The following is a 21,567-nucleotide window of genomic DNA, read 5'->3' as shown; positions in this document are numbered from 1 at the left end:
GTTTTGTGAGTATTGCTTGTTAGACTATATAAACAACCTTGATTAGCGTTCTTCTTCTTTATTATATGGAAATGGTAAGGCAATCATATCTTGTTTCGTTAAGTCATATTTTCCTTGATTAACTTCATTTAAGAAAGAGATGAAGTTGTCTTCTTCTGATGCGATGACGTTAATTGTATATGTTACTTTGTCTGTATATGATGTGTCGACTAATTGATAATCTGTTTGTTGTAATTCGTGTTCGAAGCGTCCTGTTTGATCGTAATCGAGTGTGATTTCAAATGGAATAGCGTCTAATAATATGATGCGTCCTATTTCTTTAATGACTTGGCTAACTGCGCTACCATATGCTCTAATAAGTCCGCCGGCACCTAATTTAATGCCACCAAAATATCTTGTAACGACGACTACGACATTGTGGAGTTGCTGCTTTTTTAATACTTCTAACATTGGTACACCAGCAGTTCCTGATGGTTCTCCGTCATCATTGGCTTTTTGTATAAGCATGGTTGGACCTATAATATAACTTGAACAATTGTGAGTGGCATCATGATGTTCTTTTTTCTTGCTTTGTATAAACGCTTTAGCTTCTTCTTCTGTTTCTGCAGGATATATACTTGCAATAAACCTTGATTTATTGATAACAATCTCAGTTTCATGTGCTGATTTAATTGTAATTAGTCCTTCTGCCATGTTTATACTTCTCCCTTTACATCTTAATCTGTTACGATATATTATATACTATTAAAAATGGACGGGAAAGGATTGTATGAATTGAAGAATAAATTATTACTTTTATGTATAGTGTTATCGTTAGTGTTAGTGGCTTGTGGTTCAAAAGAAGAGGAGAAACCAACGACTGATGAAGCAGGAGATAAACATGGTATAAAAATAGATGAAAAAGGAAATCCTAAAGAAACAATTCAAGTGAATGATAAGACTGAAAAGGCAGTAAAAGAAGTGATAGAACAAAATAGAAAGTCTTTAAATGAAGGGAATGTCGATGAATATATAAAAACAATAGATTCAAATTCTAAACAACTTGATGTTAAAGAAGAAGAAAAAGTATTAAAAGATACACTTAAAAATTATAAGTTTGATAAAAAGATATCCAATATTAAATTCTTAGAGGATAAAAAAGACCAAGTTGTTGTATTTTATAGTACAGAAACAACAGCACATCCAAAAGATGGTAGTAAAGAAGAGAAGAAATCCTTTAAAGAAGCTGTAACACTAATTAAAAAGGGCGATACTTACAAAATTAGTCATGTAGAACCGTATGCAATTTAGTCAATAAACTCCTTTTCAAATAAGTGAGAATTAGATATGATTGATATGGAAGAGAATCAAGGAGGATAACTTTATGAAAATTGCTGTTCTAACAGATTCAACAGCATATTTAGATCAAGCTTATTTAGATAAATATCAAATTAAAACAGTCGCGCTAAACGTTATTTTTAATGATGAAACATATAAAGAATTATCGGAACTGAAGACAGATGATTTTTATAAAAGAATGAGAAATGAAACGCAATTGCCGACAACTTCTCAACCTGCTATGGGTGAATATGTCGAGTTGCTCGAAAGCTTAAAAGAAGATGGCTATACAGATGTAATAGCCGTTCACTTATCAAGTGGTATAAGTGGTACTTTCCAAAGTGCAGTAACAGCAAATGCTATGGTTGATGGAATTCAAGTTCATCCATTCGATTCTGAAATTTCTTGTGCTGTTCAAGGGTTCTATGCTTTAAAAGCTGCTCAGCTTGTAGAACAAGGCATGACAGTTGTAGATAATATACTTGAACAATTAGAAAGCATGAAAGAAACGACAAACGCTTATTTCATAGTTGATGATTTAAACAACTTGAAAAAAGGCGGACGTTTAAACAGTGCACAGGCTTTAGTAGGTACAATGTTACAAGTTAAGCCTTTGTTACACTTTGAGGACACTAAAATTGTTCCATATGACAAAGTGAGAACTAAGAAAAGAGCTATAAAACGTATCGAAGAACAAATTGCTACAGAAGTGGAAGGTTACAAAAACTTATCTATTGTTATTATTCATGCTAATGACAAAGAAAGTGCAGTTTCTTGGAAAGCACAAATAGAAGAGAAGTTTCCTGAAGCGAATGTTATATTGAGTTATTTCGGACCAGTAATTGGCACACACTTAGGTGAAGGTGCATTAGGATTAGGATTTACAACGACAGAATTAGATTTATCTATATAAAATAAAAAAGCACAAAAAGCTTAAGCTTTTTGTGCTTTTTTATTGGAGGTTACGATGAAATTATATGGACGAATATGTCATGATTTAAACAATTTAACAACGGAAACAGTAAAAGTCAGTAAACCTGGTGTTTCAAAGGTACATGAAAAATATATTTGTAACCAATGTGGTAACACTGATCAAACGTTATTCTTTAATTATTATTGTCATCATTGTAATGCAACAACAACTTATTGCAGATACTGTATAAACCTAGGCAAAGTTCAAAGTTGCAAAGCTATTTATATCATTGAAAGTGAGAGACAGAAATCATTATGTAAATATCGATTGAATTTTGAGCTTAGTGAACAGCAAAGACATGCATCAGACAAAATTAAACAAGCGGTATTAAACAGTGAACATTTATTACTTCATGCGGTGACTGGTGCAGGCAAAACAGAAATGATATTTGAAGGTATTTCAGTAGCTAGACAAAATGGAGATAACGTTGCTGTAGTTTCTCCAAGAGTCGATGTTGTTAAAGAAGTATATTTAAGATTAGCAGAGGCTTTTAAAGATGAGCAAATCGATTTAATGTATGAAGGCAATTTTGGTCAATATAATAGTACTTTTGTTGTAGCAACTGTACATCAATTAATGCGTTATGATAGTCATTTTGATGTTGTTATTGTCGATGAAGTTGATGCATTTCCTTTAGATATGGATAATCAACTTATGCATACGATTCATAAAGCATCTACACTTCACGCAAGTCACATTTATTTAACTGCAACTCCAAATCAACAACTCCAAGCGAAATTTACGGATTCTCAAATAATTAAACTTCCAGCAAGATATCACGGTCATTCTTTACCCCTTCCTGAATTTCAATTCAATGCGATAAAAGAAACAAAATTAAATCAAAAATTGCTAAAACTATTAAAGAAACAAATAGAAGATAAAAGGAAAACTTTTGTGTTTTTCCATGATATAAGTTACATGAAAAAAGTATTTAATATGTATGAACACTACTTTTCAAAAATTGAGTATGTTTCAAGTGTTGATTCAGAGCGACATGAAAAAGTTAGCCTATTAAGAAATGATGAGATCGACATCATGTTTACGACGACGATTTTAGAGAGAGGTGTCACGCTTGAATACTTAGACGTCGTTATCGTGCATACTGAAAAATTTACAAGCAGTGCAATTATTCAAATAGCTGGTCGGGTGGGGCGTAAATTATCATGTCCTACTGGAAAAGTTGTTTGCTACCACGAAGGTATTACGAAAAATATGTTACATGCAAAAAATGAAATCTCAAAAATGAATAGTCTTGCACGTAAGAAAGGATGGATAACATGAAGAAATGTGTTATATGTCAAAATTCAATAAATGAAGAGATAAATTTATTGAATCTTTTTTCGTCCACATCTACTATATGTAAAAATTGTGAGCCACAACTTACCTTTAATCTCAATGATAGACGTTGTAAACGTTGTTTAAAAGTGCTTTCTTCAGAGGAAAATGAATGTCTAGATTGTCTTTGGTTATCCAATAGGTATCAATTAATCAATCAACTTTATACGATATATGATTACCAAGGACTTATAAAAGAATTAATGCATCAATACAAATTTATGGGAGACGTTGCAATTGCTCAAATATTTCAGTTACCTAAAAATATTTTGAAACAGTATGACTACATAATTCCTGCACCAATTCATCCAAATAAACTCGCAACTAGAACATTTGATCATGTTACTTTCGTATTAGATATTCAAAATGTAAATTATATACAAATATTTGAGACTGAACTCAGACAAAAACAATCTGATTTAACAAAAAAACAAAGGTCTTTACAACTCAACCCATTTAGAATAAATCAAGAAATAGAATTAGAAAATAAATGTATTTTACTCGTAGATGATATTTATACAACAGGGCTGACAATTCACCAATTAGCTGAACTTTTATTTATTAGAAAAATCAGAAAAATAGATACCTTAACATTTGCAAGAGGGGGAAATAATGGTAAAATATAACTAGGAAGAAACACAAGAGAAATAGAGCGTTAAAGGAGTCGGTGCTTTATGATCAGATTTGAAATTCATGGTGAAAACATCACAGTGACTGATCCGATAAGAAATTATATTGAGGACAAAGTAAGTAAACTTGAAAGATACTTTACTAATGTCCCAGAGGCAATAGCTCATGTTAAAATTAAAACTTATCAGGATTCTCGCAGTAAAGTTGAAGTAACTATTCCGTTGAAAGATGTTACTTTAAGAGCTGAGGAAAGACATGAAGATTTATATGCTGGAATCGACTTGATAACAAACAAACTTGAAAGACAAGTGCGTAAGTACAAAACAAAGGTCAACAGAAAGTATCGCGATAAAGGGCGAGATAAAGATGTATTTGCAACAAGTGTAGATGCATCATCACCAGAAGAAAGTGAAGATAACGATAGTGATAATGAAATTGAAATTATCCGTTCTAAACAATTTGCGTTAAAACCTATGGATTCTGAAGAAGCAGTATTACAAATGAATTTATTAGGACATGATTTTTACATTTTCACAGATGCAGAAACAGATGAAACAAGTATTGTTTATAAACGTAAAGATGGAAAATATGGATTAATTGAAACTTCTATACAATAAAGTAAGAACACAAGGACTGGTGCAGAATTTCTGCATCAGTTTCTTTGTCTATTAATAGCTTTTCATTTACAGAGGTGGTAATCTTAAATAGTATAAAAAGTGATATAAAAGTGTTATGATATATTGTTGTAAGATTACTAGTTTCCTAGTTGAAGGAGAGAACAAAATGGGTTTTTTATCAAAAATAGCTGATGGTAATAAACGAGTAGTAAAATCACTCGAGAAGTTAGCAAATCAAGTCATTAATTTTGAAGATGAAATTGCTAAGTTAACAGATGAGCAATTAAGAGAAAAGACAGAACAATTTAAAAAAGAATTAGCTGAAATAGAAGATTATAAAAAGCAAGAAAAGTATTTAGAAAAATTACTACCAGAAGCATATGCAATTGTTAGAGAAGCGTCTACAAGAGTATTCAAAATGACACCATTTAAAGTGCAAATTATGGGTGGTATTGCGATTCATCGTGGCGATATTTCTGAAATGAAAACTGGTGAAGGTAAGACATTAACAGCAACTATGCCTGTTTATTTAAATGCATTAACAGGTAGAGGTGTTCATGTTGTTACTGTCAATGAATATTTATCAAGTTCACAAAGTGAAGAAATGGCACAACTATACAATTTCTTAGGACTATCTGTAGGTCTGAATTTAAATTCAATGAATACAGATCAAAAGCGTGAAGCATACGCATCAGATATTACGTATAGTACAAATAATGAGCTTGGGTTCGATTATTTAAGAGACAACATGGTTACTTATAAAAAAGACCGCGTTATGAGACCATTAAACTTTGCAATCATTGATGAGGTAGATTCAATTTTAATCGATGAAGCGAGAACGCCACTTATCATTTCTGGTGAAGCTGAAAAATCAACAACTTTATATACTCAAACAAACGTGTTTGTAAAAATGCTTAAAGATGATGATGACTTTACTTATGATGAAAAGACTAAAGCAATCACATTAACTGAGCAAGGTATTGATAAAGCAGAACGCATGTTTAAAATAGATAATTTATTCGACGTTAAAAATGTGAACTTAATGCATCATATTAATATAGCTTTAAAAGCAAACAGAACGATGTTTAAAGATAAAGATTATGTTGTTGAAGATGGCGAAATTATGATTGTTGACCAATTTACTGGTCGTACAATGCATGGACGTCGATTCTCAGACGGTTTACACCAAGCAATTGAAGCTAAAGAAGGTTTAGAAATTCAAAATGAATCTAAAACAATGGCTTCTATTACATTCCAAAACTTCTTTAGAATGTACAATAAGTTGTCTGGTATGACTGGTACAGCTAAGACGGAAGAAGAAGAATTTAGAAATATTTATAATATGACAGTTACACAAATACCTACAAATAGACCGATCCAACGTCTAGATGAAGCGGATTTAATTTTTTCATCTCAAAAAGGTAAATTCGATGCTGTTGTTAATGACGTTATTGAATTTTACAAAAAAGGACAGCCTGTATTATTAGGTACTGTGGCTGTAGAAACAAGTGAGTATATTTCACAACTATTGAAGAAAAAAGGCGTTAGGCATAATGTATTGAATGCTAAAAACCATGAACGTGAAGCAGACATCATTTTAAATGCTGGTCAAAAAGGTGCAGTTACAATCGCAACAAACATGGCTGGTCGTGGTACAGACATCAAACTTGGAGACGGTGTTGTTGAATTAGGTGGACTAGCAGTAATCGGTACAGAACGACATGAATCAAGACGTATCGATGATCAGCTAAGAGGTCGTTCTGGTCGTCAAGGTGACGTTGGGCGAAGTAGATTCTACCTATCACTACAAGATGAATTAATGGTCAGATTCGGTTCTGAACGTATGCAATCACTAATGGGTAAATTAGGAATGAATGATGATACACCTATCGAATCTAAAATGGTTTCTAGAGCAGTTGAATCAGCTCAAAAACGTGTTGAAGGTAATAACTTTGATGCTCGTAAACGACTATTAGAATATGATGATGTATTAAGAAAACAACGTGAAATCATTTATGGTGAACGTAACGATATAATTGAAAAAGAAGACGTACAAGATATTGTGAAAGATATGATTAAATCATCTCTAGAACGTGGCGTTAATTATCATTTATCAAATAATGAAGAAGAAATTGATTATGATGCACTCGTACAATTTATCGATGATTCTTATTTACAACAAGATTCAATTAAAGCAGATGATATTCGTGGTAGAGATTATGAAGATATCATTGAAATTGTTCTTGAAAAAATTAAGGCTCAATATGATGCACAACAAGAAGACTTTGGTGACCAAATGTCTGAATTTGAACGCATGATTGTTTTAAGAACAATTGACCGTAAATGGACAGACCATATCGATACGATGGACCAATTACGTACAGGTATTCATTTAAGATCTTATGGCCAAATCAATCCACTTCGTGAATATCAAAACGAAGGATTAGATTTATTTGAAACGATGTTGAACGAAATTGAAGATGAAGTAAGTAAATATATTCTTAAGTCAACAATTGATCGCGGAGAACAAGTTGAACGTGAACAAGTTGAAATAGGCGAAGCTAAACACGTAGGTGCCAATGATGGTAAAGAAAAAGTCAAACCTAAACCTATCGTTAAAGATGAACAAGTAGGTCGTAATGATCCGTGTCCATGTGGAAGCGGAAAAAAATATAAAAACTGTCACGGCCAAGCATAAAGGAGTAAACTTATGGAATTAACGGAAATTAGACAAACTTTAAATAAAAACAATGAAAAATTAATGAATATCAGGGGGTCTCTTTGACTTAGAAAATAAAGAGACGAACATTCAAGAATATGAAGAGATGATGGTTGATCCGAGCTTTTGGGACGATCAAAATAAGGCGCAAGATATTATTAATAAAAATAATGCTTTAAAATCAGTAGTAGGAGATTATCATAAATTAGAACAACAAACGGATGATTTATTAACTACTGTTGAACTTCTTCAAGAAGAATATGACGAAGATATGCATGAAATTTTAGAGCAAGATTTAAAAACATTAAAATCAGACATCGATCAATTTGAATTAAAATTATTGCTTAATGGAGAACATGATGAAAATAATGCGATTTTAGAGCTACATCCTGGAGCTGGTGGAACTGAATCACAAGATTGGGGATCCATGTTACTTCGGATGTATCAACGATTTGCTGAACAAAAAGGATTCAAAGTTGAAACATTAGACTACCAATCAGGCGATGAAGCTGGAATTAAGAGTGTTACAATTCTAATTAAAGGACATAACGCATATGGCTACTTAAAAGCTGAAAAAGGTGTTCATAGATTAGTGAGAATTTCTCCATTTGATTCATCTGGAAGAAGACATACATCTTTCGTTTCATGTGATGTTACGCCTGAATTTAATAATGAAAAAATTGAAATTGAAGTTAATTCTGAAGATATTACAGTTGATACGTATAGAGCATCAGGAGCAGGTGGACAGCACGTAAACACTACTGACTCTGCAGTACGTATCACACACCAACCAACAGGAATAGTCGTAACTTGTCAAAACGAAAGATCTCAAATTAAAAATAGAGAACAAGCGATGAAAATGTTGAAAGCTAAACTTTACCAAAAAGAACTTGAAGAACAAGCTGCAGCCCTTGATGAAATTAGAGGGGAGCAAAAAGAAATTGGATGGGGCAGTCAAATACGTTCATACGTATTCCACCCATACGCTATGGTTAAAGATCATAGAACTAATGAAGAAACTGGTAACACTAATGCAGTGATGGATGGAGATATAGAACCTTTCATTGATGCATATTTAAGAAGTCAAATTGATGAAAAGTAATATTGAGTTGAATGAGGCTGGGACAATTTAATTGTCTCAGCCTCTACTCATTGTATTGGCAGTAGCTGACTGGATTGAGCGGTGTGTCGTATATATGCATGATTTTGATTGTGAATTCTTGCACAAAAGGATACCTAATTACTAAATTTCATGATAAAATATATTTGATAATATATTGAATGGAGTGTTATACATGAAAATCAAAATGGGCATGATTTCTGTATTGGCATTATCATCGTTAATCTTTGCTGGTTGTGGTCAATCAAACGATGATAGTAAGACGGAGGAATATAGTTCAAAAGGGGAAAAGATTTTTAAAAATAATTCTTGTGTTGGATGTCATGGTAAAGATCTTGATGGTGCTTCTGGTCCTTCATTAAAAAAAGTTGGGGCTAAAATGTCAGAAGCAGATATCGAAAAGATAATTAATGAAGGTAAAGGTAGTATGCCGAGCAAAGTTGTAGATGAGAAAGAAGCTAAAGAAGTAGCAAAATGGTTGGCAGAACAAAAATAATACAACTCATTTAAACCTTATAAATAATATATTAGATGTGTTATTTATATGAAATGGAAAATTTCTAGATAAATATCATCACCTTTTCAAATGTATAAATAGAGTAAAAAAGCGCACCATTAATTGTAAAAATACAATTAATGGTGCGCTTTTAAATACTTTCATGACAGTCTTTAGTAACAATTTTTTCTGAAAAATTATCAGACAGTAACGTTTATATTACGAATTTGTAACAAAGAAAAATGAGGTTCGATTATATGATATATTATTTCCAGTATTAGTTGGGGGTAACCCTATAAAATAAAAATATAAATTAAATCATATAAAACTCGGGAGGATATGTCATCATGAAGAAGACATTCATTACTTTAGCGTCAGTCACAGCTTTAACTACATTATCAAATACTACTGCATTTGCATCGGATATTAAAGTTAAAGATGGAGAAACTTTAGAAACGATTGCACAGGAATACGGGACTTCAATTTCAGAACTTAAATCATTAAACAATATCACAGGCGATGTTACAGTCGGACAAAACTTAAAAGTGTTAGAAGATAATATATATACAATTCAAGAAGGCGATACACTTAATACAATAGCTGAGAAATTTGATGTATCTGTTACAGAATTAAAAGAATGGAACAATTTGACTTCTGATTTGATTATTGTTGGAGAGAAATTATCAGTAGCTCAAGAAGGTTCAGAAGCGACAGCTCAACCTACTAGTTTAACAATTCATGCACCAGAGGCATCATCACAAGAAGAAACTGTCTTGAGAAATGTATCTGAACAAACTTCAAATGAAAATGTATTTAATAGTGAAGATGCACATGCTTATGAAGTACCAACGTTTAATTCAAATAACTCAACTCAAACTGCACAACAAACACAACATGCTCAAGCAACACAAGATGCACAACCAGCACAACAAACACAACCAGTATCATACAGCAGACCATCTTCAGGTGGAGGTAATAACTTGTATACTTCAGGTCAATGTACTTATTATGCATTTAGTAAACGTCCTGATATTGGAAACACTTGGGGAAATGCAAATAACTGGGCGAATGCAGCAGCTCAATCAGGTTATACTGTAAATAATAACCCATCTGCAGGGGCTATATTACAGTCAACTGCTGGAGGATATGGTCACGTTGCATATGTTGACAAAGTGAATTCTGATGGATCTATCCAAGTTTCTGAAATGAATTATCAAGGTGTTGGTATTGTGTCTTCACGTACAATTTCAGCATCAGCAGCAGGAGCTTATAACTATATTCATTAGGTTTTAAAATTAGATCATATTTCAAGCAAGTAGTTAATTCTATGTAAGAATTTTAACTATTTGCTTTTTTTTATAACTATAGTTGATATAATAAACGTAAATAAGTGTATTGAGGTTTGAAAACATGAAAAAATGGTTAAAAATCATACTAGTATTATTTTTAATAAGCTTAATCGGTATTAGTGTATATAAAGTACTTGATATTAATAAGTTTCAAACTAAAGAACAGTTTAAAGAACAACAAGGGAAGAAGTCATTTCAAAACAGTCATCCTGCAACAGGTTTAAATGTAAATGATGAAACAGTTAAGAAATTTACAACGCAAAAGGCTACAAATTTAAAAGAAGTTACTTCTAAAAATGATATAACTATTATTAATTTGTTTGCTTCTTGGTGTGATCCTTGTAAAAGAGAAATGCCTGAACTTGTTAAATATGCAAAAAATAAAGAAAATGGTGTCGAGCTGATTGGTTTAAACGTAAAAGATAAACGTAAATCAGCTGAACAATTAATTAATGATGTAAATGTAAACTATAATGTTTATATTGCAGAAGATGATTTTCTTAAGAAATTTAAATCATATAATATCCCTACGACATTATTCGTAGATAAAAATGGCAAAATAAAAAAAGTGTATTTAGGTGAATTATCTGAGAAGACACTGAACAACTTAGTTACACAAGTTAAGGAGGAAAATTAATGGGGGTACATCAATATTTTAAAAGTTTATCTGACTTGGAAAAATTAGTGAGATGTCCAGGTAAATTTAAATATCAAGACCATAACGTTGCAGCTCACTCGTTTAAAGTAACAAAAATCGCCCAATATTTGGCGACAGTTGAAGAACAAAATGGTCAAGAAATAGACTGGAAGCTTGTATACGAAAAAGCATTGAACCATGACTATCCTGAAATATTTACTGGTGATATCAAAACGCCTGTTAAATATGCCTCTTATGAAATTAAAAAATTATTTTCTCAAGTTGAGGAAGAAATGATAGATAAATTTATAACTGAAGAATTTCCAGAGCAGTATCAAGATATATATAGACATAGATTGCAAGAAGGCAAGGATGATAGTATAGAAGGGCAAATACTTAGTGTTGCAGATAAAATCGACTTATTATATGAATCTTTTGGTGAGATACAAAAAAGAAACCCAGAACCATTATTCTTTGAAATATATGAAAGTTCATTAGAAACGATTATGCAATTTGATCATTTGTCATCTGTACAAGATTTTATACAGCATATTATACCTGATATGCTACAAGAAAAATTTATTCCACGTTCGGAATTAAGAGAAATAACAATGACAATTCTTGAAAAACGTGAAACAAAAAGGAGTTAGTGAGTTGAATGATTTGGCCGATTCTAGCTTTGTTTCTCCCTTGTTTAATGGTTATTATTTTTACACAAATTGCTCAAAATAAATGGATTGGATTACTCGTATCCAGTATAATAATTGGTGTTTCTGTTTATAAAGGCTTCTTTAATGATGAAGTGATTATCCTATTAGATGTTGTAAGTTTAGTAATAGGTTTTTATATAGTGGATTCACTCGAAATCGATAAAATTGAATCAAGATAGAAAAGAGGATTAATCAATATGATTTTTCCTCTTATTTGTATTTAATAAACAATTAAACGAACAAATGTTTGGTCATTTTTACAAATTTTTGATAAAATATATTTATATATTACAAAATTTAAGGAGGTTACTATGCAGCATTATCCTTTTAAAATATATTCAGATTATTCACCTCAAGGAGATCAACCTGAAGCAATAAAATCACTCGTTAAAGGTATAAAAGATGGAAAAAGACATCAAACATTATTAGGTGCAACAGGAACAGGTAAAACGTTCACTATGAGTAATGTTATTAAAGAAGTTGGAAAGCCAACACTTATAATTGCACATAATAAAACATTGGCTGGCCAATTATATAGTGAGTTTAAAGAATTCTTTCCTGAAAATAGAGTTGAATACTTTGTAAGTTATTATGATTATTATCAACCAGAAGCATATGTACCTCAAACAGATACATTCATAGAAAAAGATGCATCAATTAATGATGAAATAGATAAATTACGACATTCTGCTACAAGTGCATTATTTGAACGAGATGATGTTATTGTTATAGCGAGTGTCAGCTGTATTTATGGTTTAGGTAACCCAGAAGAATATAAAGATTTAGTTGTAAGTACACGTGTAGGAATGGAAATGGAACGTAATGAATTATTAAGAAAGCTTGTCGATAACCAATATTCAAGAAATGATATCGATTTTAGACGCGGTACTTTTAGGGTAAGAGGAGATGTAGTTGAAATATTTCCTGCATCAAGAGATGAATTATGTGTGAGAGTTGAATTTTTTGGTGACGAAATTGACCGAATTAGAGAAGTGAACTATTTAACGGGTGAAGTTATTGCTGAAAGAGAGCATTTTTTATTTTATCCGGCATCTCACTTCGTAACTCGTGAAGAAAAGATGAAAGAAGCAATTGAACGTATTGAAAAAGAACTTAAAGAACGATTAGAGGATCTTAGAAAAGATAATAAATTATTAGAAGCACAACGTTTAGAGCAAAGAACGAATTATGATTTAGAAATGATGAGAGAAATGGGATTTTGCTCAGGAATTGAGAACTACTCAGTTCATTTAACTTTAAGACCTAAAGGGTCAACACCGTACACTTTAATGGATTATTTTGGTGATGATTGGCTTGTTATGATTGATGAATCACATGTTACGATTCCTCAAATTAGAGGGATGTATAACGGAGACCAAGCTAGAAAAGGTGTTTTGGTTGAACATGGATTTAGACTACCAAGTGCGTTAGATAATAGACCACTTAAATTTGAAGAATTTGATCAAAAAACAAAACAACTCGTTTACGTTTCAGCAACTCCAGGTCCTTATGAAATTGAACATACTGATGAAATGGTTGAACAAATCATTCGTCCTACGGGATTGTTAGATCCGATAATAGAAGTTAGACCAAGTGAAAATCAAATTGATGATTTAATGGCTGAAATTAATGAACGTGTCGAAAGAAATGAACGCGTATTAATTACAACATTAACGAAAAAAATGAGTGAAGACTTAACGACTTATTTGAAAGAAGCGGGTGTCAAAGTAAATTACTTACACTCTGAAATTAAAACATTAGAACGAATAGAAATTATTCGAGATTTAAGATTGGGTGTTTATGATGTATTAGTCGGTATAAACTTGCTTCGTGAAGGTTTAGATATACCTGAAGTATCATTAGTAACTATTTTAGATGCCGATAAAGAAGGTTTCTTAAGATCAGAACGTTCACTTATACAAACAATTGGACGAGCAGCACGTAATGATAAAGGTAAAGTAATTATGTATGCAGACAAAATTACTGATTCAATGAGAACGGCATTAGATGAAACTAATAGAAGACGTGAAACACAACAAGCCTATAACGAAGAACATGGTATTACACCACAAACAATTAATAAAAAAATTCGCGATGTAATCTCAGCAACTGTAGATACAGATGAAGTAAACGAAAAAGATAAGAAAAAAGCACCGAAGAAACTTACGAAAAAAGAAAGAGAAAAGACAATCGAGCGCATAGAGAAAGAAATGAAAGATGCAGCGAAGGATTTAGACTTCGAGCGTGCATCTGAATTACGAGACATACTATTTGAATTAAAAGCAGAAAGGTGACTGAGATGAAAAACAAATCCATCATCGTAAAAGGTGCAAGAGCACATAATTTAAAAGATATAGATATTGAAATACCAAAAGATCAACTTATTGTTATGACTGGTTTATCAGGTTCAGGAAAGTCATCATTAGCGTTTGATACAATTTATGCTGAAGGTCAAAGAAGATATGTTGAATCTTTAAGTGCCTATGCTAGACAATTTTTAGGGCAAATGGATAAACCAGATGTAGATTTAATTGAAGGTCTATCTCCGGCAATATCAATAGATCAAAAGACTACAAGCAAAAACCCTAGGTCAACGGTAGCAACGGTAACAGAAATATACGATTATTTAAGATTGTTATATGCCAGAGTTGGTAGACCAATTTGTCCCAACCATGGTATTGAAATTAAATCACAAACTGTACAACAAATGGTCGATCAAGTTATGGAGTTAGAAGAAAGAACTAAAATACAAATTCTGTCTCCAATAGTTTCAGGCCGTAAAGGTACGCATAAAAAATTAATCGATGACATTGCTAAAAAAGGTTATGCAAGATTAAAAGTTGATGGTGATATTTTAGATGTAGACGATGTTCCAGAACTAAATAAAAATAAAAATCATTCAATTGATGTTGTAATAGATAGACTGGTTATTAAACCGGGGATAGAAGCGAGATTAGCTGATTCATTACAAACAGCATTAGAATTAGCTGAAGGAAATGCAATTGCAGATATTATTGATGGTGATGAAATTAAATTTTCTGAACATCATGCATGTCCTATTTGTGGATTTTCGGTAGATCAATTAGAACCTAGAATGTTCTCATTTAATAACCCATTTGGTGCTTGCCCATCTTGTGATGGATTAGGTAGTAAATTAACTGTAGATATAGATTTAGTTGTACCAGATAATACTTTAAGTTTGAATGAGGGAGCTTTATTACCTTGGCAACCAATTAGTTCGAATTATTATCCAACTTTATTAAAACAAGCATGTGAACATTTTAAAATTGATATGGATAAACCTTTTAATAAGCTAACTAAAAAAGAAAAGAACATCATCTTACGCGGACATGAAGATGAAATTGAATTTAAATTTAATCAAGATTATGGCGTTAAAACTAATCGAACGAGAACAATGGCTTTTGAAGGTGTGTTAAATAACATTGAAAGACGTTATCATGATTCACCATCAGAATACGTAAGAGAAGTAATGCAAAAATATATGGTCGAAAAAACATGTGAAACATGTGATGGCTATCGATTAAATGAAAAAGTTTTATCAGTTAAAATTGATGGACAACATATTGGTGAAGTTGTGAGATATTCAATTTATAATGCAATTGAACACTTTGATCATTTGAATTTAGATGAAAGAGAACAAAAAATTGCTAAACTGATTTTAAAAGAAATACATGAAAGATTATCATTCCTAAATAATGTTGGTTTAGAATACTTAACATTGAATCGTGCTTCAGGAACACTATCAGGTGGTGAAGCGCAACGTATCAGATTAGCAACACAAATTGGATCAAGATTGTCTGGTGTATTATATGTGTTGGATGAGCCTTCAATTGGGCTTCATCAAAGAGACAATGATCGTTTAATAGATACATTGAAATCCATGAGAGATATGGGTAATACTTTAATCGTTGTTGAACATGATGAAGATACAATGAAAGCTGCAGATTATTTAGTCGATATTGGTCCGAAAGCTGGGGTCCAAGGTGGTCAAGTTGTTGCGAGTGGTACACCAGAAGAAGTAATGAACAATGAAAATTCATTAACTGGTCGATATTTAAGTGGTAAAGAAAAAGTATTTGTACCTTCAGAACGAAGAAAAATAACAAAACGAAAAATATCTGTTAAAGGTGCTTCAAGTAATAACTTGAAAAATATTGATGTGGATTTCCCATTGTCAGTATTGACATGTGTTACGGGTGTTTCAGGTTCAGGTAAAAGTTCATTAGTAAATGAAGTATTATATAAAGGGTTACAAAAACAATTGTATAATACTAAAACAAAACCTGGTGCTCACAAATCTATCAAAGGTGTTAAAGAAATAGAAAAAATTATAGACATCGACCAATCTCCAATTGGTAGAACACCACGTTCGAATCCAGCAACATATACAGGCGTGTTTGATGACATTAGAGATGTGTTTAGTCAAACTAATGAAGCAAAAGTTAGAGGCTATCAAAAAGGTAGATTTAGTTTTAATGTTAAAGGTGGCCGTTGTGAAGCTTGTAAAGGTGACGGAATTATTAAAATTGAAATGCATTTTCTACCAGATGTATACGTACCATGTGAAGTTTGTGATGGAAAAAGGTATAATAGAGAAACATTAGAAGTAACTTACAAAGGAAAAAGTATTTCTGATGTGTTAGAAATGACTGTAGAAGATGCTTATCACTTTTTTGAAAGTTTACCGAAGATAAATAGAAAGTTAAAAACTATCGTTGATGTTGGTCTAGGATATGTTAAATTAGGCCAACCAGCAACAACATTATCAGGCGGTGAAGCACAACGTGTTAAACTAGCATCAGAGCTTCATAGACGCTCAAACGGTAAGTCGTTATACATTCTTGATGAACCAACAACTGGTTTGCATGTAGATGATATTAAACGCTTGTTAAGTGTATTGAATAGACTTGTTGAAAATGGTGACTCTGTCATAATTATAGAACATAATTTAGATGTCATTAAAACAGCTGACTATATCATTGACTTAGGTCCTGAAGGTGGAGATGGTGGTGGTGAAATTATCGCAACTGGAACACCAGAAGATATAGTGAAAGTAGACGCATCTTATACTGGTAAATATTTAAAACCGATCCTAGAGAGAGATCGAACATAAACCGGGAGGGAATTATATGAACGAAGTACAATTAAAGATATTAGACCTTATTGAAAGTGGTAAAGTAACAGTAGATGAAGCGGTGAAATTACTTGAAGCAACTTCAAATAATCAAAAGAATGCTTCAGCTTTCACGAGTAAATCTAAAGAAAATGTAGAAAATTTATTTGAAGATTTGTTGAGTAAAGTTAAAACAACTGCTAAATCAGGTAAAACTGAATTTGATAAACAGTTTAACGATAGAGAAACAACTGACCAAGACCCAATACAGCAACTAGACGAATCTTTAAAAAATATTATAAGATCATTCAATAAAAATAATGATCAAAATACTGGTATTTAATCAATAATCAAAGGGACACTGGTCCTTTTCACAAGTAAATTCTCCCAGTCTGTTATATATTTAATGGACTGGGAGAATTTTTGTGTATTGAATACTAAATAATGCTCCTTAGATAGTTCTAACTGGCAAAATTCTGAATAGTGCTCCTTAAAAAGTTCTAACTGGCAAAATTTTGAATAATGCTCCTTAGAAAGCTCTAACTGGCATAATTCTGAATAGTGCTCCTTAAAAAGTTCTAACTAGCAGAATTCCGAATAATGCTCCTTAGAAAGTTCTAACTGGCAAAATTCTGAATAGTGCTCCTTAAAAAGTTCTAACTGGCAAAATTCTGAATAGTGCTCCTTAAACAGCACCACATACGGACATTACTCAGAATTATGTTCTATTAAAGATACTGTCCTAATATTTATAATGATTGCAGTTATTGTTAAAGTTCATTAGAATTAATATATATTAACCTAGAGGTGAACCCTATGATATCAAGTAGTAAATTAATAGAACAATTTAATATGGAAGTCCTTGCAGGTAAAGTAGGACTACATCGTAAAATAACTGAGACTGATTTATCACGCCCAGGCTTAGAGATGGCGGGGTATTTTTCGCATTACTCATCTGACCGAATTCAAGTATTAGGTACAACTGAATTATCTTTTTATAATTTATTACCAGATGAAGAAAAACAAGGTAGAATGGCTAAATTATGTCGTCCTGAAACACCAGCAATTATTATTACGCGTGGATTAGATGCTCCAGAAGAATTAATCCAAAGTTGTAATGAGACCAATACACCGCTTCTAAAAAGTGAATCTTCAACGACGAAATTAATGGGGCAAGTAACAGGATATTTAGAAAGAGAATTAGCTCCTGAAACTTCTTTACATGGTGTATTAGTTGATGTGTATGGTGTTGGTGTTCTTATTACAGGAGATAGTGGTGTTGGTAAAAGTGAAACTGCACTAGAACTTGTAAAACGTGGTCACAGACTTGTAGCAGATGATAATGTCGAAATTAAAGAAATTAATAAGAATGAACTAATTGGGAAAGCACCAAAAATAATTGAACATCTGCTTGAAATAAGAGGACTTGGCATTATTAATGTTATGACTTTATTTGGAGCTGGATCTATATTAATGGAGAAAAGAATTAAGCTGAATATTAATCTTGAAACTTGGAATAAAGAAAAGATTTATGACCGAGTTGGATTAAATGAAGAAACTTTAAAAATATTAGATTCTAAGGTTACTAAGAAAACCATTCCTGTTAGACCGGGTAGAAACTTAGCTGTTATTATCGAAGTTGCTGCAATGAATTATCGATTAAACAACATGGGTATTAATACGGCAGAGGAATTTAATAATCGACTTAATGCAGAAATTTTGAAAAATGCACGTAAGGAGAATGAATAATGGGTGTGTTAGGTATTGACCCAGTAGCGGTACAATTAGGACCTCTAGCAATAAGATGGTATGGCATCATTATTGCTTCAGGTATCTTAATCGGCTATCTATTAGCTCAAAGAACGGCGAAAAAAGTTGGAATAAAGGAAGAAACATTAATTGATTTAATTATTTGGTGCGTTGTTATGGCAATAATATGCGCAAGGATTTATTATGTAGCATTTGAGTGGGGTTATTATAGTCAGCATTTAGTAGAGATACCACTTATTATGAACGGCGGAATTGCAATTCATGGTGGGTTAATTGGAGCGTTTATAACTGGATTCATAATATGTAGAATGAAAAATTTATCATTTTTCCAAATGGTTGATATTGTGGCACCAAGTATTATATTGGCACAAGCTATTGGTAGATGGGGAAATTTCATGAATCAAGAAGCACATGGTGGTCCTGTATCACGTAGTTTCCTTGAAGATTTACATATACCAGAATTTATAATTAACCATATGCAAATAGATGGTATTTATTATCATCCAACATTCTTATACGAATCTGTCTGGAATATAGTTGGTTTTATTTTATTATTATTAATACGTCCACAATTGAAAATTGGTGAGACTTTCTTTGCTTATTTAATTTATTATTCAATTGGTAGGTTCTTTATTGAAGGTTTAAGAACGGATAGTTTAATGCTTACAGAAAGCTTGAGAATCGCTCAAGTGATTTCGATTGTTATCATTGTAGTTTCAATAGCATGTATTATTTATAGAAGAATACGTTATAATCCGAAAAAATTCAGAGATGTTAAAGGTTATTATCATAACTAAACTGAAAGAAGTGTTTATGTGAGAGCATTAAAAACTAAAAAAGTATCTGGGGCAAACCCATTATGGAAAATGTACGAAACAATACGTTTTATAAAAGTTTTGAAAAATGTTATTATCATTGAACTTAGTAGATATATGCCGAGTGTTAAATGGAAGCATTTTATATACAGAAAATGGTTGAATATGAAAATTGGTCAAGAGACAGCTTTTGCATTTAAAGCTACACCTGACATCATGTATCCAGAGTTAATCACAATCGGTGAAAATTGTATTATAGGTTACAACGCTACCATTCTATGTCATGAATATTTAGTAGAAGAATATAGAATTGGGAATGTGAATATAGGGAACAATGTATTAATCGGAGCAAATGCAACGGTACTAGCAGGTGTTAATATAGGGAATAATGCGGCTATTGCTAGTGGGACAATCGTTACGAAAGACGTTCCCGATGGCATGATGGCATATGGTAATCCTATGCAACTTAAACAGAGGTGGTGAGTTAATCGTTGGGAGACAATTCAAATATAATACATGTAAAGTTTGATAAAGACTTTTACTATCATAAGGCAATGGAAAAAATGAGAGAACAAGAATATGTATATGCTGAGTCTTTATTTAAAAAAGCACTTGAACAATCACCTGATGATTTTGTAATTATACCACCTTATACTGAGTGTCTAGTGGAACTTAACCAAACTACAAGAGCAGAAGAAATGATGTATGATCAAATAGCAAAAGATAATTATGTTACAGATTATTATTTTTATTTGAGTCAAATGTTTATAAAGACGAACGAACCTAATAAAGCATTTTTATTTGGGCTTCGCTATGTAACAGAAGAAGATGATCAAGATTATTTTGAAGAAATGATTCAAATGTTCGAAGTGAAGTATGATAATCAAACGGTCGTTGAAGAAGAGGCTGAAAGATTTGTAATTCAACATATTTTTCAATATTTATTTGCAAATGGTAGGCTACAAGAAGCAAATGATTATATAGAAAGACAACGTGCAACAATTCAAGAAGACAAACATATCATGAATTTAAAAGCGATGTCGATGCTTTATAATAATCAATATGAAGAGGCTGAAGCGTTACTTCAAACGATATTGGAAGATAATCCGTCAGATATATATGCTTTATGTCATATGACTTTATTGTTATACAATACGGAACAGTTAGAACGCTTTCAACAATATTTAAAGCAATTAAGTAAATTACATCCAATTAACGATGAGGAATCCTTCAAGTTAGGTGTTGTTCTAAGCTATTTAGGAAGACACAAGCCTTCAAATGAGTTGCTCGTTCCACTTTTGAAAAAAGCACAAGCTTCAATGCCACAACTTCATCATGCATTAAGTTATAACTACTACCATTTAGGCTTTGAAGAAGAAGCAAAAAGACATTGGCAAAAATTTGAAGATAGTGTACAATATCATAGTCAATTACCACCTTGGAAAATTGATGAACTTAAAGAAATGTTAGATAGCCATGTATTACCGTTATTAAAAGATGAAGACTACAGGTATAGATTGTATGGCATATTTTTAATAGGTCATATGAAGCACCGTGAACTTGTAATGTCACATGAATTATGGGAAGTCTTAGAAAGTCTACCTGACTATGAAAGGTTATATATAACATATACTTTTCAAAATCTGCATCTCAATAAATTAGGTTTTATTGATAAAGGTATGAAACTCATTGAACAATCAGAATATCAACATTATGGGAAAGAATTATTTGTATCATGGATTGAGCATGCTGAGATGTTAATAGCAGATAATGAATCAATAGAACAAGTTGATCATTATGTAGCAGCCTCAGTTTATATTTATTTGAAAATGTTAAATATAAAAGTAACAAAAAAAGAAATTAAAAATTCATTCAATATAACGACGTATCGCTTAAATAAAGCAATCGATGCTATAGTGAGCATATAGTTATACTTAATAAAAAT

General features: G+C 31.9%; 20 protein-coding genes. 19 read left to right on the top strand and 1 reads right to left on the bottom strand.

Going from position 1 to position 21,567, the window contains the following annotated elements:
- Positions 1 to 42: 42 nt before the first annotated feature.
- Entirely contained in the window at positions 43 to 693 is a 651-nt protein-coding gene (locus LQ668_RS04365; RefSeq protein WP_078357385.1) for a YigZ family protein, read from the bottom strand.
- 81 nt (positions 694 to 774) lie between these two features.
- Here LQ668_RS04365 and LQ668_RS04360 point away from each other — a divergent pair, with 81 nt between their 5' ends.
- From LQ668_RS04360 to LQ668_RS04270, 19 genes are all read left to right on the top strand, one after another.
- A complete protein-coding gene (locus LQ668_RS04360; RefSeq protein WP_078357386.1) occupies positions 775 to 1,290 on the top strand; it encodes a hypothetical protein in 516 nt (171 codons plus the stop codon).
- A 73-nt stretch (positions 1,291 to 1,363) separates the two neighbouring features.
- Positions 1,364 to 2,230, top strand: coding sequence for a fatty acid kinase binding subunit FakB1 (gene fakB1, locus LQ668_RS04355; protein ID WP_078357387.1), 867 nt, complete (start codon positions 1,364 to 1,366; stop codon positions 2,228 to 2,230).
- A 54-nt stretch (positions 2,231 to 2,284) separates the two neighbouring features.
- Positions 2,285 to 3,571, top strand: a complete 1,287-nt coding sequence (locus tag LQ668_RS04350; RefSeq protein ID WP_119634265.1) for a DEAD/DEAH box helicase family protein — start codon at positions 2,285 to 2,287, stop codon at positions 3,569 to 3,571.
- Positions 3,568 to 4,251: a ComF family protein gene (locus LQ668_RS04345; protein ID WP_078357388.1), complete on the top strand. Its 684-nt coding sequence runs from the start codon at positions 3,568 to 3,570 to the stop codon at positions 4,249 to 4,251. The genes LQ668_RS04350 and LQ668_RS04345 overlap by 4 nt, the downstream gene beginning before the upstream one ends.
- A 48-nt stretch (positions 4,252 to 4,299) precedes the next feature.
- Entirely contained in the window at positions 4,300 to 4,872 is a 573-nt protein-coding gene (gene hpf, locus LQ668_RS04340) for a ribosome hibernation-promoting factor, HPF/YfiA family (RefSeq protein WP_107508983.1), read from the top strand.
- Positions 4,873 to 5,038: 166 nt separating this feature from the next.
- Positions 5,039 to 7,570, top strand: a complete 2,532-nt coding sequence (gene secA / locus LQ668_RS04335; RefSeq protein ID WP_119634266.1) for a preprotein translocase subunit SecA — start codon at positions 5,039 to 5,041, stop codon at positions 7,568 to 7,570.
- 12 nt (positions 7,571 to 7,582) lie between these two features.
- Positions 7,583 to 8,693, top strand: a protein-coding gene (gene prfB, locus LQ668_RS04330; RefSeq protein WP_107508982.1) for a peptide chain release factor 2 whose coding sequence is annotated in 2 segments (ribosomal slippage) — positions 7,583 to 7,654 and positions 7,656 to 8,693 — 1,110 coding nt in all. Because the reading frame shifts where the segments join, the coding sequence is not laid out codon by codon here.
- Between the two features lie 193 nt (positions 8,694 to 8,886).
- Positions 8,887 to 9,207, top strand: coding sequence for a cytochrome c551 (gene cccB, locus LQ668_RS04325; RefSeq protein ID WP_078357392.1), 321 nt, complete (start codon positions 8,887 to 8,889; stop codon positions 9,205 to 9,207).
- A gap of 347 nt (positions 9,208 to 9,554) precedes the next feature.
- The gene (locus LQ668_RS04320) at positions 9,555 to 10,493 is read left to right on the top strand and encodes a LysM peptidoglycan-binding domain-containing protein (protein WP_119634267.1); all 939 of its coding nucleotides are present in this window, start codon (positions 9,555 to 9,557) and stop codon (positions 10,491 to 10,493) included.
- A gap of 124 nt (positions 10,494 to 10,617) precedes the next feature.
- Complete coding sequence (locus LQ668_RS04315) at positions 10,618 to 11,193, top strand: TlpA family protein disulfide reductase (RefSeq protein ID WP_078357394.1); 576 nt, start codon at positions 10,618 to 10,620, stop codon at positions 11,191 to 11,193.
- The gene (locus tag LQ668_RS04310; protein WP_016912676.1) at positions 11,193 to 11,843 is read left to right on the top strand and encodes an HD domain-containing protein; all 651 of its coding nucleotides are present in this window, start codon (positions 11,193 to 11,195) and stop codon (positions 11,841 to 11,843) included. The genes LQ668_RS04315 and LQ668_RS04310 overlap by 1 nt, the downstream gene beginning before the upstream one ends.
- A gap of 8 nt (positions 11,844 to 11,851) precedes the next feature.
- Positions 11,852 to 12,082, top strand: coding sequence for a DUF2198 family protein (locus LQ668_RS04305; RefSeq protein WP_078357395.1), 231 nt, complete (start codon positions 11,852 to 11,854; stop codon positions 12,080 to 12,082).
- A 132-nt stretch (positions 12,083 to 12,214) separates the two neighbouring features.
- Positions 12,215 to 14,197, top strand: coding sequence for an excinuclease ABC subunit UvrB (gene uvrB / locus LQ668_RS04300; protein WP_119634268.1), 1,983 nt, complete (start codon positions 12,215 to 12,217; stop codon positions 14,195 to 14,197).
- Between the two features lie 5 nt (positions 14,198 to 14,202).
- The gene (uvrA, locus tag LQ668_RS04295; RefSeq protein ID WP_078357397.1) at positions 14,203 to 17,037 is read left to right on the top strand and encodes an excinuclease ABC subunit UvrA; all 2,835 of its coding nucleotides are present in this window, start codon (positions 14,203 to 14,205) and stop codon (positions 17,035 to 17,037) included.
- Positions 17,038 to 17,053: 16 nt separating this feature from the next.
- A complete protein-coding gene (locus tag LQ668_RS04290) occupies positions 17,054 to 17,380 on the top strand; it encodes an SHOCT-like domain-containing protein (RefSeq protein ID WP_107508977.1) in 327 nt (108 codons plus the stop codon).
- A 473-nt stretch (positions 17,381 to 17,853) separates the two neighbouring features.
- Positions 17,854 to 18,786, top strand: a complete 933-nt coding sequence (hprK, locus tag LQ668_RS04285) for an HPr(Ser) kinase/phosphatase (protein WP_239738317.1) — start codon at positions 17,854 to 17,856, stop codon at positions 18,784 to 18,786.
- A complete protein-coding gene (lgt, locus tag LQ668_RS04280; RefSeq protein WP_078357400.1) occupies positions 18,786 to 19,604 on the top strand; it encodes a prolipoprotein diacylglyceryl transferase in 819 nt (272 codons plus the stop codon). The genes hprK and lgt overlap by 1 nt, the downstream gene beginning before the upstream one ends.
- 18 nt (positions 19,605 to 19,622) lie before the next feature.
- A complete protein-coding gene (locus LQ668_RS04275) occupies positions 19,623 to 20,105 on the top strand; it encodes an acyltransferase (protein WP_325883769.1) in 483 nt (160 codons plus the stop codon).
- A gap of 8 nt (positions 20,106 to 20,113) precedes the next feature.
- Positions 20,114 to 21,550, top strand: a complete 1,437-nt coding sequence (locus tag LQ668_RS04270) for a tetratricopeptide repeat protein (protein WP_078357402.1) — start codon at positions 20,114 to 20,116, stop codon at positions 21,548 to 21,550.
- Positions 21,551 to 21,567 lie beyond the last annotated feature (17 nt).

This window comes from Mammaliicoccus sp. K-M42, from assembly GCF_022386375.1.
Classification (GTDB): Bacteria; Bacillota; Bacilli; order Staphylococcales; family Staphylococcaceae; genus Mammaliicoccus; species Mammaliicoccus fleurettii.
The sequence above is the reverse complement of the archived record's forward strand: the minus strand, read 5'-3'. Positions and strand labels throughout refer to the sequence as shown.